This is a genomic window from Thauera phenylacetica B4P, from assembly GCF_000310225.1.
In the GTDB taxonomy this organism is placed as follows: domain Bacteria; phylum Pseudomonadota; class Gammaproteobacteria; order Burkholderiales; family Rhodocyclaceae; genus Thauera; species Thauera phenylacetica.
This window is the reverse complement of the sequence record NZ_AMXF01000013.1, coordinates 1-16,549: the sequence shown is the minus strand read 5'-3', so window position 1 is coordinate 16,549 and position 16,549 is coordinate 1. Positions and strand designations below refer to the sequence as shown.

The 16,549-nt window shown below is 61.8% G+C and carries 8 protein-coding genes; all 8 read left to right on the top strand.

The genetic code is table 11. The features are described from left to right. The first annotated feature begins 40 nt into the window (after window positions 1–40). From C667_RS03755 to C667_RS03720, 8 genes are read left to right on the top strand one after another with little or no spacing between them, the layout of a single operon-like run. Window positions 41–928, top strand: a complete 888-nt coding sequence (locus C667_RS03755) for a helix-turn-helix transcriptional regulator (protein WP_004357342.1) — start codon at window positions 41–43, stop codon at window positions 926–928. Next, the gene (locus C667_RS03750) at window positions 925–1,524 is read left to right on the top strand and encodes a DUF1819 family protein (RefSeq protein ID WP_004357340.1); all 600 of its coding nucleotides are present in this window, start codon (window positions 925–927) and stop codon (window positions 1,522–1,524) included. The genes C667_RS03755 and C667_RS03750 overlap by 4 nt, the downstream gene beginning before the upstream one ends. A gap of 2 nt (window positions 1,525–1,526) precedes the next feature. After that, the gene (locus C667_RS03745) at window positions 1,527–2,111 is read left to right on the top strand and encodes a DUF1788 domain-containing protein (protein WP_004357338.1); all 585 of its coding nucleotides are present in this window, start codon (window positions 1,527–1,529) and stop codon (window positions 2,109–2,111) included. Between the two features lie 43 nt (window positions 2,112–2,154). After that, on the top strand, window positions 2,155–5,766 hold the full coding sequence (brxC, locus tag C667_RS03740) for a BREX system P-loop protein BrxC (RefSeq protein ID WP_004357336.1): 3,612 nt from the start codon (window positions 2,155–2,157) through the stop codon (window positions 5,764–5,766). 53 nt (window positions 5,767–5,819) lie between these two features. Continuing rightward, complete coding sequence (locus C667_RS03735; protein WP_004357334.1) at window positions 5,820–6,437, top strand: hypothetical protein; 618 nt, start codon at window positions 5,820–5,822, stop codon at window positions 6,435–6,437. Continuing rightward, a complete protein-coding gene (locus C667_RS03730; RefSeq protein ID WP_039920730.1) occupies window positions 6,424–7,413 on the top strand; it encodes a nucleotidyl transferase AbiEii/AbiGii toxin family protein in 990 nt (329 codons plus the stop codon). The genes C667_RS03735 and C667_RS03730 overlap by 14 nt, the downstream gene beginning before the upstream one ends. A gap of 3 nt (window positions 7,414–7,416) precedes the next feature. After that, window positions 7,417–11,013: a BREX-1 system adenine-specific DNA-methyltransferase PglX gene (gene pglX / locus C667_RS03725; protein WP_004357330.1), complete on the top strand. Its 3,597-nt coding sequence runs from the start codon at window positions 7,417–7,419 to the stop codon at window positions 11,011–11,013. Then, the gene (locus C667_RS03720) at window positions 11,006–16,429 is read left to right on the top strand and encodes a sacsin N-terminal ATP-binding-like domain-containing protein (protein ID WP_157302170.1); all 5,424 of its coding nucleotides are present in this window, start codon (window positions 11,006–11,008) and stop codon (window positions 16,427–16,429) included. The genes pglX and C667_RS03720 overlap by 8 nt, the downstream gene beginning before the upstream one ends. Window positions 16,430–16,549: the final 120 nt, after the last annotated feature.

Here is a 16,549-nt window from a genome sequence, read left to right as displayed (position 1 = left end):
TGGTACCATCCATGACAGATTTCTCAACGGGTGGTATTCCATGCAGCTTCCGCTGTCGCATTCCCAGCGCGAACGCCTTGCCTACCTCGAGCTGAAGGCCTTTTTTGTTGGCGAGCTGCGCCGAGGCGACCTCGAGGCACGCTTCTCGATCAAGCCGGCGGCGGCTACGCGCGACCTCAATGCCTATCGAGAGTGCGCCCCCGACAACCTGGCCTACGACCGCTACGTCAAGGCCTACATCCCCACCGAGCATTTCCGTCCGCTGTTCCCCTTTTCGGCAGAACGCATCCTGTCCTGGCTGCTGCATGGCTTTGGCGATGGGCAGGCACCGACGGTTGCGCGGACCTTTCCGTGCGAGGGCGCGGGTGAGCTGGTCCGGCCGGACTTTGGCCTGTTGGGCGTGATCACCCGGGCGATGCATGGCAATCGTCCCTTGCAGGTGACCTATCTTTCCGTCAACTCGGGGCCGGCAAAGCGGGTGATCGTCCCGGTCGCGCTTGCCGACAACGGCCTGCGCTGGCATGTCCGCGCTTACGACCGTCAGCGAAAGCGCTTCTCCGATTTCGTGCTCACCCGGATCGCCAAGGCCAAGTCGCTCGACGAGCGTGCCGAACCGTACGAGGGCATCGAGGCTGATGAGCAATGGAATCGGCGGATCGAGCTGCACCTCGTTCCGCATCCCGCGCTGAAGCACCCCGAAGGGGTGGTCGCCGATTACGGCATGAAGGACGGCAGGCTCACCCTCAATGTTTCTGCCGCGCTGGCCGGGTACGCGTTGCTGCGCTGGGCTGTGGATTGCTCCGCAGACCACAGCCTGGACTGCGCACGGCATCACCTTTGCCTTGCCAACCGCGCTGTGTTGGAAGGTGTGGAGAGTGCGGTTCTTGCGCCGGGTTACGTCCAGCCCGCCGCTGGAGGCGAAGCGTGAGCGCAGCCATCTACAACGCCGAGATCTCCGCCGGCTCGCTGATGCTGCCCGAGAGCCGGCGCGTCGCCCGCTTCATGCTCACGCAGCCTGACCGTGCGACCTGGTTTGACACGCTCCGAACCGAGAACATCCTGCAGAAGAAGTCGCCTGCGACCGCACGTCGGCAGGCGCGGCTCATCCGCAACCGCCTCGAAACGCTCGACGAGCAAGCGTGGCAGCTGGTGGCCGAAGGCGACCAGGAACTCGCACTGCAGATCCTCCTCGCCGCTTCGGTCAAGCACAGCCGCCTGCTGGGCGATTTCATGCGCGACGTGGTCGCCGGCCACGTTCGCCGATTCGAGGAAAGCCTGGTTCCGTCGGATTGGGAAGCCTTCCTCGCTGATTGCATCCAGCGTGACCCGGCCGTCGCCGGTTGGTCAGACACCACCAAGGCCAAGCTCCTGCAGGTTGTTCTGCGCATCCTGGCCGAGGCCCGCTACCTCGAATCGACCCGCAGCCTGCACCTCACGCCGCCGCTGCTGCATCCCGAGGCGCAGCGCTACCTCAAGTCCCGCTCCGAGGCTGCCGTGCTCGCCGCGATGGAGCTCACGAACTGATCATGAACATGACGCAGACCTTCGAGGAACGCCTCAACCAGATCCTGCCGCGCATCACGTCGGAGGACTTCCTGCAGAACCGGGGGCTCGGCAACGAGATCGGCTTCTGGATCTTCGACTACCCGCCTGAGCAGGAACTGGCGATGCGCGAGTTTCTGGCGAGTGTCGTCGAGCCGGCGCTCAAGAAGCGGCAACCCCCGCTGCGCTTCGCCACGATCAACCTGTTCGAGCTCGTCATCGGCCTGCTCGAGGACCGCAAGCTCCTCGACAAGGCCATCGACATGCAGGGCAAACAGGGCGACGACAAGGCGCTCGAATCGCTGCGACGAGTGCTCAAGGAAGACAAGCTCGCCGAGCGCCTCGTGCAGCAGCACAACCCGGGCGCCCTTGATCTGCTGATGTTGACCGGCGTGGGCTCAGCCTTTCCGATGCTGCGCACCCACACGCTGCTCTCGGCGCTGCACCCACACCTCAATCACACGCCGCTGCTGATGTTCTTCCCGGGCCGTTACGACGGCTATTCGCTGCGGTTATTCAACAAGCTGTCGGAAGATCACTACTACCGCGCCTTCCGCCTCGTGCCTTGAGCTTTTCGCTTTGACCTTTTCGATTGATCACGGACAACAAGAAATGAAGATCGGCGACCTTTTTACCAAGCCTATCAACCGCCCTATAAACGGGGTGATCAAGGCCGACCAGAAGGACGCCGAGAGCGTCTGGCAGGAGCTCGACGAGTACGTCGTCACCAAGCAGCTCACCGAATACTTCCGCCGCTTCTTCGACGCCTACCTGGCAGCGGCCGACAACCCGAACGACCCAGTGCTCGCTGCGCGCATGGGCGTCTGGGTGTCCGGCTTCTTCGGCTCGGGTAAGTCGCACTTCATCAAAATCCTGTCCTACCTGCTCGAGAACCTCGAGGCCACCAACCCCGCCACCGGGGAGAACAAACGCGCCGCTGCCTTCTTCGACGAGCACAAGATCAAGGATTCGATGCTGCTCGCCGACATCCAGCGCGCGGTGCGCGGCAGTGCCGACGTGGTGCTCTTCAACATCGACGCCAAGGCCGACAGCAAGGACGAGCGCGACGTCATCCTCCAGGTGTTCCTGCGCGTGTTCAACGAGAAGCTCGGCTTCAGCGCCGATGCGCCGCACATTGCCCACATGGAGCGCTACCTGGTGGAGAAGGGCGCGTATGACGCCTTCCGTACGGCCTTCGCCCAAAGCAACGGCTCCACCTGGGAGGCCGAGCGCGATGCCGTCGACTTCCTGCGTGACGACGTCGTGCATGCGCTCTCGGTCGCGCTCGGGCAAAGCGAGGAATCCGCCGGCCAATGGTTCGACCGCTCGCGCGACGAGTACCGCATCAACATCGAATCCTTCGCCAAGCTGGTGAACGCCTACCTCGAGACCCGGCCCGCCGGCCACCGCATCATCTTCCTGGTCGATGAGGTAGGTCAGTTCATCGGCGACAACACCAAGCTGATGCTCAACCTGCAGACCATCACCGAGCAGCTCGGCACCGCCACGCAGGGCCGGGCGTGGGTCATCGTCACCAGCCAGGAAGACATCGACGCCGCGCTCGGCGAGGCCAACAAGGCCAAGTCGCAGGACTTCTCCAAGATCCAGGGGCGCTTCCACACCCGACTATCGCTCGCCAGCTCCAACACCGACGAGGTCATCGGCGAGCGTCTGCTCGCCAAGCGCGAGCGCGCGCACGATGCGCTGCGCGACACCTTCGAGAAGTCAGGCGACATCATCAACAATCAGCTCGCCTTCGTCGGCAACTCGGTGAACCTGCGCGGCTACAAGGACGCCGCAGAGTTCGTCAGCGTCTATCCCTACGCGCCGTACCAGTTCACCCTGCTGCAGAAGATCTTCGAATCCATCCGCAAGGTCGGCGCCACCGGCAAGCACCTGTCGCGCGGCGAACGCTCGCTGCTCGACGCCTTCCAGTCCGCCACCGTGCGCAACATGGACCGGGATGTCGGCCTGCTCATCCCGCTGTACGACTTCTACCCCTCGATCGAGAGCTTCATCGACACCGTCGCCAAGCGCTCCATCGACGAGGCGCCCAACAACGGCGCCCTCGAAGCCTTCGACGTGTTGCTGCTCAAGGCCCTGTTCCTGATCCGCTACATCGCCGACATCGTCAAACCCAACGTCGACAACCTCGCCACGCTCTGCGTCGATCGCATCGACACCGACAAACTCGCGCTCAAGCGTCAGATCCAGGAGAGCCTCGGCCGGCTCGAGCAGCAGCGCCTCGTCAGCCGCAACGGCGACCTGTGGTTCTTCCTCACCAACGAAGAGCGTGATGTCGCACGCGAGATCGGCAACGTTGAGGTGTCTTCCTCCGAAAAGGCCCGCCTGCTGTGCGAACTGCTGTTCGACGACATCCTGCAGGGCAGCACCCGCATCCGCCACCGCGACACCAAGGGCGACTACGACATCAACCGCCTGCTCGACGGCGCCCCGTACAAGAACGCCAGCCACGAACTCACCGTCGAGGTCGTCTCGCCGCTGGGCGACGACTGGGAGGCGCTCAACGATGCCCGCGCCGTCCTGCGCAGCAGCGAAGGCAACGGCCGGGCGCTGATCCGCCTCTCTGAGGGCGAGCGCTTCGACATCGAGCTCACCCTCTACCGCCAGATCGAGAAGTACATCGACAGCCCCAAGGCCAGCAACGCCACGCCTTCGCTGCGCAACATCCTCATCAACCGCAAGGACGAAAACCGCGAGCGCCGCGCCCGCCTGCGCGAGCAGCTCGCCACCATGATGCTGCAGGGCGACTTCTATGCGCTGGGCCAGCGTGTCGAGTTCAAGGCGTCCAACCCCGGCAGCCTGCTCGACGAACTGGGCAACTACCTCATCACCAACACCTATACCAAGCTCGGCTACCTCAAGCACCGTAACGCCGACCCGATCGCTGAGATCAAGGCCGTCCTGCTCGCCGACGACACCGCCCAGCGCAAGCTCGCGCTCGGGGGCGAGGAGGGCAACCCGCTCGCGCTCGTCGAACTGCGCGAGTTTCTCCAACTCAAGGCCAGCAACACCCGGGTGATCCTGGACGAGGTGGTCAACCGCTTCACCGGCATCCCCTGGGGTTGGAAGCCTGACTGGGAGGTGGTCCTGCTGGTCGCACGCCTCTTCATGGCCGGCGAGATCAAGTTGATGATGGACAGCGCGGACCTCGAACCCAAGGCCGCCATCGAGCCGCTCACCAAGTCGGCGCGCTTCAAGCACGTGTCGATCCTCAAGCGCAAGGTGGCTGACGCCGCCAGCATCAAGCGCGCGCGCGAGCTGCACCGCGACCTCTTCGCCGAGATGCCGCCCGAGGCCGAGGATGGCCTGGTCGCCGCCACCCGTGAGAGCCTGGCGGCGCTGCAGGCCGACCTCAAGGGCTACGCGCACGTCGCCGCCACGCCGCATCACCCCGGTAAGGCCGTCATCGACAGTGCGATCGCCGCCATCGGCAAGCAGCTCGGGGTGGCCGATAGCTACGAATTCATCGACGCCTTCGTCAAGGGCAAGGACGACTGGCTGGACCTGTCCGACGACATCCACGACGTCATCAGCTTCTACAAGACCCAGACCCCCACTTGGCGCCGCCTGCTCGAGGCCCTGGAGCGCTTCGAGCCCAACCGCGAAGCCCTCGACAAGGACCTCAAGGCCGCCGTGGCACTTTCCAACCTCGAAGGCATCCGCGACAACCCGAACCCCTGGGGGGCCGTCAGCCAGATCGAGCCGCTCATCACCACGGTCGACACGGTCAACGAGGCGCTCGCCCAGAGCAAGCGCGAGCACGCGCTGCTCTCCATCGACGCCAAGATCGCCGAAGTGGAAAAGGCGCTCGACGCCGCACAAGCCTCGGACGGCCTGCGCAACCGCGCGCTGCTCAAGCTGCAGGAGCTCAAGACCAAGGTCGCTGGCCTCACCAGCATCCCGATGATCTTCTACAGCCAGGAGCGGGCAGGCGATGCGCTGGATGCGGCGATGACCATGATCGAGTCCGCCACGCCCAAGGCGGCCCCGATCACGGCCGCCGAAAAGGGCAGCACGACCGCTGCCACCAAGACAAGCGGTCCGGTCGTTGCGCCCAAGCCGACCAAGGCGGTCCGCGCGGCCGATTTCAGCCCCAAGACCTACCTGGAAACCGAAGCGGACATCGACGCCTACCTCGCCAAGCTCAAGGCCGAATTGCTCGCCGTCATCCAAAGCGGCGGGCGTGCTCGGCTGCAATAAGTCGATTCATCGACCATGGCATACTGCATGAAACGTCAACGAGGATTCTGACAATGCCCACCACCGTTTCTGCCGACCTCTCCCGCCTGGGGCAGGGTGCCCGGCTGCATGCCGGCAAGGTCTTCCGCCGCAAGGATCTGGCCGCCTCTCTGCCCAGTGTCGACCGCGAGCTGGGCAGGGCGCTCAAGGCCGGGCTGGTGCGCCGGGTGGCGCAGGGGCTGTACTACGTGCCTCGGCACACCCCCTTTGGCGAAGCGCCGCCCAGCGAGGAGGAGCTGGTCCGCAGCTTCCTCGACGACGACCGTTTCCTGCTCTTCAACCCCAGCGTCTACAACAGCCTCGGCCTGGGCACCACCCAGCTCTATCGGCGCAACGTGGTGTACAACCACAAGCGCCACGGGCTCTTCACGCTCGCCGGCTTCGAGTTCGATTTCCGCGACAAGCCCCGCTTTCCCGCGCGCGATCAGGTCAGCCGCGAATACCTTCTGGTCGACATGCTCAACAACCTCGAACAGCTCGCAGAAGACTCGGAAACGCTGCTCGATGCCGTGCATCGCAAGCTCGATACCTTCGATGCCGCACGCCTGGAGCAGGCGCTGCGTGACTACGGCTCGGCCCGCACGCGCCGCCTGTTTCGCCAATGGATGAGCGAGCACGATGCCCAGGCCTGACGCGGCAACGCCTACCTCGGGCTTCCTGCACGATCACCCTAACTTCGTGGATCTGCTGCGCCAGCTCGCGCAGCAAACCGGCATCGCCACCTACCTCATCGAGAAGGACTACTGGCTCATGCACGGCCTGTGGGTCCTACAGCAGCAGGGCTGGCAGTTTCAGCTCAAGGGCGGCACCTCGCTCTCCAAGGGCTTCGGCATCATCCAGCGCTTCTCCGAAGACATCGACCTGCGCATCGAGCCGCCTGCCGAACAGCAGGTGAAGGCCGGCAAGAACCAGGACAAGCTCGCACACATCGAAACTCGCCGGCAGTATTTTGACTGGCTGGCGGCTGAGATCGGCACCCGTGCGCTGCCCGGCTTCGAGTCGGTCGAGCGCGACACCGAATACGACGACCCCAAATACCGGGGCGCCGGCATCCGCCTGCATTACCCGGTGCGCACCGACTACCTCCCCGGCATCAAGGAAGGCATCCTGCTCGAGGTCGGCTTCGACGACACCGCGCCCAACACCCCCTGCCTGATCAGCGCCTGGGCGCTCGACGCCGCGCTGGCCAGCCCGGTGCAGGTGATCGACAACCGGGCCGTGGACGTGCCGTGCTACAGCCCGGCCTACACCTTCGTCGAAAAGCTGCAGACGGTGTCCACCAAGTTCCGCCTGCAGCAGGCGGCTGATCCGGCCGCCCCGTTTCCGAAGAATTTCCTCCGTCACTACTACGACCTGTATTGCCTGCTCGCCCATCCTGAAGTGCTGGCCTTCATCGGCACGCCGGACTACGAGGCGCGCAAGCGGCAACGTTTCCGGGGCGGTGACGAATTGAACATCGCCCGCAACCCCGCCTTCACCCTGAGCGACCCCACCGTGCGCGAGCGCTACCAGCGCAAGTACGAGGAAACCGCCGGCCTGTACTACGCCGGCCAGGTGCCGTTCGCCGCCATCCTGGTGCGCATCGCCGAACACATCGACCGTCTCTGAGCCATGAACAAAGCCAAACTCAAAACCTACGCCCCCCAGGCCCGCAAGGACTTCATCGCCGCCGTCACCCAGCGCGCCAACCTGCTCGGCCTGTCCGAATCAGCCGGCCGGTTCGAAGCGCTGCCGGCCGAGCGGCGGGGGGATGTGGTGCTGATCGCCGGGCGCGAATGGCCGGCCCGCGTCGCCCAGCAGCGCGATCGCCTGGTGCGCCGCATCCAGCGCGACGGGTTCGCATACACGATGGAGGCGGTGGCCTACACCTGGTTCAACCGCTTCGCCGCGCTGCGCTTCATGGAACTGCACGACTACCTCGGCCACGGCCACCGCGTGCTCTCCAGCGCCACCGCCGGCGGCCTGCCGGACATCCTCGCCCATGCGGCGGATCTCGCCGCCAGCCGCGAACTGCCCGGACTGGACGCTGCCCACATCGCCGAGCTCAAGCTCGCCGGCAACAAGGACGGCGAGCTCTACCGCCTGCTGCTGGTCGCCCAGTGCAACGCGCTTTCCGCCGCCATGCCCTTTCTGTTCGAGCGCATCGACGACGAAACCGAGCTGCTGCTGCCCGACAACCTGCTACGCACCGACTCGGTCATCGCCAAGCTGGTCGCCGAGATCCCGGAACAAGACTGGGCCGAGGTCGAGATCATCGGCTGGCTCTACCAGTTCTACATCAGCGAGAAGAAGGACCAGGTCATCGGCAAGGTGGTCAAGAGCGAGGACATCCCCGCCGCCACCCAGCTCTTCACCCCCAACTGGATCGTGCAATACCTGGTGCAGAACAGCGTCGGCCGCCTGTGGCTGATGGCCAACCCTGCCAGCACGCTCAAGGCCGAGTGGCGGTACTACATCGAACCCGCCGAGCAAACCCCCGAGGTCAACGCCCAACTCGACGCCCTCATCCAGACCCGCATGGCGGAGGACGGCGGCAGCCTCAACCCCGAATCCATCACCGTGCTCGACCCCGCCTGCGGCTCCGGCCACATCCTGGTCGAAGCCTACGCGCTGCTCAAAGGCATCTACCTCGAACGCGGCTACCGCCTGCGCGACATCCCGCGCCTGATCCTGGAAAAGAACCTCTACGGCCTCGACATCGACGATCGCGCCGCGCAGCTCGCCGGCTTTGCGCTGCTGATGAAGGCCCGCGCCGACGACCGCCGCCTGTTCAACGACCCGCCCCGGCTCAATGTGCTGAGCCTGCTGGAGAGCAAGGGGTTGGACCTGGACGAACACTCCACCCACCTCGCGCCCTTCGGCGTGCAGCGTGCCACGGTCAAGGCGCTGCTCGACACCTTCGAACACGCCAAGACCTTCGGGTCATTGATCCAGATTCCCGATGCGCTGAATGCGCAACTGCCGGCGCTGACGGAGGCGTTGGGGAAGGCGAACGAGACCGGGGATCTGTATGCGCAGGCGGCGGCGCAGGATTTGCGGGCGCTGGTGGAGCAGGCACAGGTGTTGGGGCGGAAATTCGATGCGGTCGTGGCGAATCCGCCGTATATGGGCGGTAAAGGAATGAATGGTGCCCTCAAAGCTTTTGTTCGAGATCGTTATTCCGACGCAAATACCGATCTCTATGCAAGTTTTATGGTCCGTGGAGGCAGGTCTCTGAGGGATGGCGGGTTTGTCGCGATGATCACCATGCATGGGTGGATGTTTCAATCAACATTCGAAAGCTTCCGAAAGAAGCAACTCCGAGGTATGGCTTTCCACAGTATTGCACACCTCGGTGCGCGGGCATTCTCGGAAATTTCTGGAGAGGTCGTTCAGGCTTGCGCTCATATTGCAGAGAACATTCCAAGCCCAGAAAACGTGCCAGTTTTTTTCCGTCTCATAGGCGGAGATGATGTAGCAAAGAAAACGAGACTGATGCAACAGGAATTCAGAATCGCTCGATACTCCCAGGCAAAATTCTTGGAGCTGGTAGGCGCCCCTGTTGCATATTGGCTAGAGCCTAAGACGATGGCTTTCCTCGGGATGAAGACGAGGCTGAGCGACGTCGCTCATTTCAAAAAAGGGTGCGATACAGGTAAGAATGAAGAATACTTGCGACTTTGGCATGAGGTCAGTCGCGATAAGATCGCTCTCCCGATTGATTGCGCGCCCGAGAGAGAATCGAAGAAATGGTTTCCGTATAGCAAGGGCGGAAGTTACAGGCGTTGGTACGGTAATCAGGACTACTTAGTCAATTGGGAAAATGACGGGGCTGAAATTCGTCAAAGGAGTAACTCAACGATTAGGAATGAACAGTTTTTCTTTCGAGAAGGGTGTGGTTGGTCGGATGTTGCAACGGGATTGTTTGCATTAAGAAAATTTCCAGCTGGATTCCTGATGGATGCATCTGGGCCAATGGTGTTTTGCGATGCGATGGATGATGAATTTGGCGTTCTCGCTTTTTGCAATAGTAAGCTTTTCCAAGCGTATCTAGATGTTGTAATGCAGGGATTTCATTACAGTGCGGGTGTGCTGGCAGAAGGGCCATATTCAAAGTCTGTTGTATCGCCAGAGCGAGTTGGTGAAAACGTCAGAAAGGCATTGAGTCTTTCTATTGTCGATTGGAATAGCTATGAGGTCTCTTGGGATTTCAGGAGTCTTTCAATCATAGGTTCGTTGAAAGATGCGCCTCGCTCGATTGAGTCCGGATTTAGAGCTTGGATTCGGGAGTCCCGCGATGCGGCTGCGGAGATGAAGCGTCTTGAAGAGGAAAACAATAGCCTTTTCATCGACGCTTACGGTTTAGGAAACGAATTAACTCCCGACGTCCAGATCGATCAGGTCACTCTCACAGTGAACCCTGCCTACCGCTACGGAGTTGCGCTTTCAGAGGATGAGCACTGGGCCCGCTTCCGTCAGGACTCGATGCAGGAACTGATCTCCTACGCGATCGGTTGCATGACGGGCCGCTACAGCCTCGACGAACCCGGCCTGATTTACGCCCACGCCGGCAACGTCGGCTTCGACGCGACCCGCTACAAGACCTTCCCGGCCGACGCCGACGGCATCATGCCGATCACCGACGTGCTCTGGTTCGATGACGATGCCGCCAACCGCGTGCGCGAGTTCCTGCGCGCCGTGTGGGGCGCCGACACGCTGGACGAGAACCTGGCCTGGCTCGCCGAGAGCCTGGGCACCAAGGCCGGCGAGACGCCGGACGAAACCATTCGCCGCTACCTGGCCGACAAGTTCTTCAAGGACCACCTGCAGACCTACAAGAAGCGCCCCATCTACTGGCTGTTCTCCAGCGGCAAACAGGGCGCCTTCCAGGCGCTGGTCTACCTGCACCGCTACCACGAAGGCACGCTCGCCCGCCTGCGCGCCGAATACGTCGTGCCCCTCACCGGCAAGATGCAGGCCCGCATCGAGATGCTGGAAAAAGAAGCCACCGCCGCCCCCAGCACCGCCGCCCGCAATAAGCTCAATAGACAGATCGAGAAGCTGCGCAAGAAGCACGTCGAGCTGCTGGCCTACGACGAAAAACTTCGCCACTACGCCGACATGCGCATCAGCCTCGACCTGGATGACGGGGTGAAGGTGAACTACGGCAAGTTTGGCGATCTGCTTGCGGAGGTGAAGGCGGTGGCGGGTGGGGCGGGTGATGACTGACCTGGTTGTGCCCGTGGCCGCGAAGCACTCTGCGCGTGATGACATCGAGACCAAGACCCGTGGGGAGGTTGAGGCCTACCTCTCGGCGCGTGGGAAAACGCACATCTACGATGGTGCACGCAACCTGTCGCAGAGCGTTTCTGACGACTACGGCGATCGATTTCTGGTCGAGCTGATCCAGAACGCCCACGATGCGCATGAGGCGGGGCGGGCCGATGGTGAGATCGTGTTGGCATTCGCGCCCGACGAGTGTGATCACGGCTGCCTCTATGTTGCCAATCGGGGTAACGGTTTTACGAAACCGAACCTCGAGGCGATCACGAACATCGCGCAGAGCAGCAAGCCGGTCAACGAGGGCATCGGAAACAAGGGTCTGGGCTTTCGCAGCGTGCTGCAGATATGCAGCTGGCCCGAGATTTACTCTGTACGAGGGGCCGGCGGTAGCGGGACGTTTGACGGGTATTGCTTTCGCTTCGCAAGGGAGCCGGATATTCGGCGCTTCCTCCCCCCGGGACAGGATGTTGGCCTGGCGGACGAAATCGTCCAGCGGATGCCGTTCTGGCACCTGCCGGTGTATGCGCAAGATCGGCCTGGGCTGGTTGGGCGCTTTGCAAGGGAGCGGTTCGCGACGGTTGTCCGGATGCCGCTCGACTCCCCCGAGGCTCGCTGCTCCGTGGAGGCGCAACTCGGCGTGCTGTGTTCGCACCCACGTCCCTTGCACCTGTTTCTCGACAGAGTTCATCGGATTGCGATCGAGGGCGGGGACGGTCGCAGTCTCGAGTTGCTGCGGAGGATCGAAAGTCGGTGGGATCTGCCTTGCGGTACGCGCGTTGAGCGTGTGCGTGTGGGCGATGAGATCTATTGCATCGGGACGCAGGAAGTCCCCGAAGGAGACTTCCTTGTTGAGCTCGAGAAGAGCCTCGCACTGAAGCAAGTTCCCGAGTCGTGGAGAAAGTGGCGCGGGGCAGCGCGAGTCAGCGTAGCTGTCAGGATCGGGGCGCGCGTTGAAAAGGGACTGCTTTATTGCTTCCTGCCGCTTGGGGATGAAGGCCGAGCCCCCTTTGCTGGCTTCGTGAACGCAAATTTCTACACGAAGATGGATCGCAGTCGCGTGAGCGACGAGATCCATCTAAACCGATATTTCATGTCGGTTGCTGCCCGGGTGAGTGCGCGGGTAATCGAGTTTGCGATCACTCAGAACGGGGAGGAGTCTCCAGGAGTGGTCATCGATCTGCTGTGCTGGAGCGGACGCTACTCAGACGAAATTCGTCGGGCACTCGAAAGTGGTGGAAGCGACTTCCGCTCGCGAAAGCTACTTCCCGTGATTGCGGGAGGCGGCGCCTGGAATTGGGCGAAAGCGATCGAGACCCTGGTTTGGGAGCAGCCTGCAGAGGCTTGCATCTCGCCCCAGAAAGTTTCGACTGTTTGTGGTGCGCGGCTTCTTCTTGATTCGCTTTCAGACGATCGACGCAAGGCAGTCGAGACCTTCCTTGGTGGCTACGACTGTTCGTTCAAACCGTCGCCGGAGGTGATCGCGACTTGGGTCGAACAGATTGCCAGCGAGATGCACGCGGGCAAGGCTCCCCCCGAGCGATGGGCCGAATTGTATGACGAGGCAGCGCTTCACCTCCGGAAGACGCCCGAAGCGTTGTTTGGAAAACGCTTCTTGCTTGGGGTGAATGGCGAGTTGATTGCCAGCCAACCGGCCGATTCGGCAACGGGGCGAAGGCGCTCGGCCGATGTGTATTTCCCACCGGTGCTGTCGGTGGATGCGGACTCGGATGATGCAGAAACGAGGAAGTCGCTACCGCTCGAAGCGTTCCCTAAGAGCTTGCGCGACGGATTCGCCCTGCTAAGCCGTGATGTGCCCTGGATGAAGGACGACGGTGGTTATCGTCCGGCTCGCGCCTTCCTCCTCGAGGGCAAGCTTGTGCGCGAGTACGACACACGTGATGTCTTGCGCACGCTGGCAGGCGTGACCAGGTCGCGAACTGGTGACATGACGCGAATGCAGGCGCTTGAGTGGGCCTTCAGGCTCTGGTCGAGTGGTCGCGGGTCCTCGGGTAAGGAGACCCGGGACTCCAATTTCTTTGTGCCGACGAGGGGAGGTTGGACCAGCGCACGTGACGCGATGTTTTCGACTGGGTGGAGTGCGCCCAATGCAAAGCGTCTGGAGACTTTCCTGAATGGCGCAGGTGCTGACTTGCCTGACTTGTCTGAAGCACGCGAGAACTTGCTGCCCGGGTACAAGGACTGGTCTCTTGCTGATGTTGGATCCGCCGAGGAGTGGACTCGTTTTCTGTCGGAAACGGGCGTTCGAGATTGCTTGCGACCCGTGGGCGGCGACAACGAGATTAACTGCGAGGACCGTCCGTGGGGCCTGCCGCAGAAGATAGTGAATGCCGCCGCAAAGTACGTGCGTGAGGACACTCTGCAAAGTTGGCGTCCATCGCTGGAGGCCGCAGCGAAGAGCACCCCTCATGGAACGGTGCTGTATCGGGTGCAGATAGCGCTATGGCGAGTGCCGGGTCAGTTTGACCTTCAGAGATTATCGACCGAGCAGCGCGTAGAGTATGCGAGGCAGGTTGCGCGCATGCTCCCCCATCTGGGCAAGGAACATCTCGAAGGGCGTCTTTCACGTCCGGGGAGAGGGGCTGAGTGGGCGCCAAATTCTGTCTGGAAAACGCCGCTCGGGATTTTCTTCGAGGAAATGCCATGGATGCCAGTGCGACGTGCGGGCTCCCCTGTCTGCGAGTTTGTCCCGCCGCGTGAGGCGCGCTTTTTCAAGACTGACGAAGAGACAGCTCCTAGATTCATTGAGCTCGTCGCTTCAGAGGTCGCCAGAGAGCTGGACGACTTGGTGTCCGAACGACTCAGGATGTTGGCTGGGCTTGTTGTTCTCAATGAGCCAGGTGATGCGCGTAAGGCGCTTTCAGCCTACGCCGAAGCTGCACGGCAACGGATCTCCGACCCCAAGGATGTCAAGCGCTTTAGGGAGTTGTTCAGCGCGCTCTGGTCTGAGGCTGTCCTGGATAGTGACGGGCTCGTGCTTTCAGGTATTCCGGTTGTGGTCGGAGGTGAAGTGAGAGCGCTCGATGCGGGTGCTAAGGCTGTCGGGAACGATGACGGCTCGGTGACCGCATACCTTTTCGATGAGGAGAGTCCGGCCAAGCGTCAACTGCTTGATGAGCTAGCGATTCCTTATTTCGATTATGGCCGTGATGCCATGAGCGAGACTGAGGCCCTGCTCGACAAGTTGGCTCCCCACCGATTCAAGCGGATTTCGGACGAACCTTTGTCGGTGCTGGTTGATGGCTTCAAGGTCGAGGCGCTCGGCGATCCTCCGTATCTGTCCGAGGTCTTCGGGAGCTGGATCGTCGACTTCATCGTGTGTGCGGCGGAGCACAAGGGAGGTGTCTTCTTTTCGAGCACCCAGAAGAACCTCGCCAGGATCCGCCGCTCGGCCTCAAGTCTGCGTTTCTTGACGGGGCGTCGGGTACAAATCGGGATGACGTCAAATGTCCGCGATCTTCCAGCATCCCTGAGAGGTGGAGTGGTCGCCCGCTTGGGGGATTGCACGGTATTGGTCGCACAAACGGCCTTGGATATGCCTGATGTGAGTCTCCTGGCCGGCCTCGCAGAGCAACTCGCGGTCGGGTTGGAGGAGCGACGACTCGCCAATGGCCTGGAGGCTGCTTTCCTGAGGCTTGAGCAGCGTCTTCATGGTGTCGATGCTCAAAGCCCGAGTGAGGATGACATTGCCGAGGCTCTCGGCACGACCGTTGAAGGCCTTGCCCAAACCCGTCGTTACGCGCGTGCGGACCTCTCCAGCCAGGTGAGGTTCGCCCTCGTCCTGGCTTGCGCACTGGAGCGCCCGTTGGAGCGCGAGAAGCTCTCACAACTCATGCGAGTGGAGGATCCTGCCGAAACGGATGTTCAGGAAGTGCTCGGCTGCCTTGGCGAGGCGCTTGCGCTGTCTTCCCACGAGATTCTGGAGCGGTTGAGTACCGTGACGAATCTGCACGACCTCAAGGATACGTTCGGACTGAGCCTTACGCAGTTGAATGAAGCGGTTCGTTCCATGCCGGGCGTCTTCAAACCGATCCGATGCGAAGCTGCGAATCGCAGGCAGTTTGCCGCCTTCTTGAGCCAGCATGCGGAGGCACTCGAGGAGCGTTTGAGGGCGGCCTTTGCTCAGGCATTCGAACAACGCGAGGGGATGTCCGACTACGTTTCCTTGCGAGACTCGGTGCAGGCGATTGAACCCGATGAGGATTGGTTCGAGAAGTACGAGGATTTGCCAACGGGGGTCATGCAGGGATGCGTTGAGAAATGGTTCGAAGATCACGAGGTTGAATGTCCCGTCGAGACTTACGCGCTACCCCTGAAGCACGTTCGCAGGGAGAATGCTGCGCGGATCCGGGATTTCGTAGGAAGACATTCGAGGGTGCTGACTGCTTGGATCATGTCCGGTGCGCCAGAGGTAACGACTCGTTTGCGCAGCACGTGGGTTGAAGGGGCAAGCAGCGTCGACGAATGCCAGAGCAGCGCCTACAAGAACGGATGGGGTGACTTTCGCCCGCTTGATGACAAAGAGATTGCGGCTTGGCTTGGTGAGGAAGGGCTTTGGCCGCTTGGCAAACCGGTCAGCCCGCTTCTCGAGGACTGGGGAGTGTCCGAGTCTCAAGTTCGCGATGTCCAGCAGACTTTGGCTGAAGAGCGAGAGGAGCGAAAGCGTCGTAGGTTGCTGATTCAGTTTGACGGCACGGACCTATCTGCCCTCGAGGCGGACTTTGGAAGCTTGGTTGATGTGGTGTCGCAGGGGCTGAGGGGAGTCACAGCGCTGAACGACACAGCGAGTGCGAACGTCAAGTTGAGTGACATCGATAAGCCGGTGGGGAGCGGAGGGTCGTCAGGTGCTGGGACTTCAGCTCGCAGGTCACGGCCGACCGAGTCCTCTCTGTCTGATGAGCAAAAGGTGGCCGTTGGCCTCATCGGCGAGCTGGCTGCCCGTGAGTGGATCAAGACTCACCACCGAATCCGTCACCAACTTGAACTCAGTGACGAATGCTGGGTTTCTGGCTATCGGGATCGCGTGCTCGGGACAAACAAGGGCGACGACATCCTGGGCTTCGATTTCAAGGTGCAGCTCAAGAGCACAACCTATTACTACGAGGTGAAGGCAAGTACGGGCGATGCGCACGTCTTTGAGATGGGGCCAACGGAAATCGGTGCGGCGCTGAGATACCGTGCAGATCAGGACAATAAGTACCGGATTCTCTACATCTCTAATGTCCTCGATCCTAAGCGACTTGCGGTGACGCTGCTACCGAACCCGTTTTCCCGCGAGGGGGAGAAAAAGCTGCGGGCGATCGGGCGAGGAAGCGTTACTTATGAGTTCGCGGTTTGGAATTAGAGCGTTGCGGGCAATCTGCAGTCGTGCCTTGTGGATGTGTTGCCGGCTCCCTGATTCCGCACAAATCTGGCGTCGTTAAACGGCGTCGTCGAGTGGGCGCCGGCGGCGCCGTAAACGGCA

What these genes read in the sequence shown, in the direction of transcription:
- pglX (WP_004357330.1), top strand. Translation starts at nt 7,417, where the DNA reads ATGAACAAAGCCAAACTCAAAACCTACGCCCCCCAGGCCCGCAAGGAC.
- C667_RS03755 (WP_004357342.1), top strand. Translation starts at nt 41, where the DNA reads ATGCAGCTTCCGCTGTCGCATTCCCAGCGCGAACGCCTTGCCTACCTC.
- brxC (WP_004357336.1), top strand. Translation starts at nt 2,155, where the DNA reads ATGAAGATCGGCGACCTTTTTACCAAGCCTATCAACCGCCCTATAAAC.
- C667_RS03735 (WP_004357334.1), top strand. Translation starts at nt 5,820, where the DNA reads ATGCCCACCACCGTTTCTGCCGACCTCTCCCGCCTGGGGCAGGGTGCC.
- C667_RS03745 (WP_004357338.1), top strand. Translation starts at nt 1,527, where the DNA reads ATGAACATGACGCAGACCTTCGAGGAACGCCTCAACCAGATCCTGCCG.
- C667_RS03730 (WP_039920730.1), top strand. Translation starts at nt 6,424, where the DNA reads ATGCCCAGGCCTGACGCGGCAACGCCTACCTCGGGCTTCCTGCACGAT.
- C667_RS03720 (WP_157302170.1), top strand. Translation starts at nt 11,006, where the DNA reads ATGACTGACCTGGTTGTGCCCGTGGCCGCGAAGCACTCTGCGCGTGAT.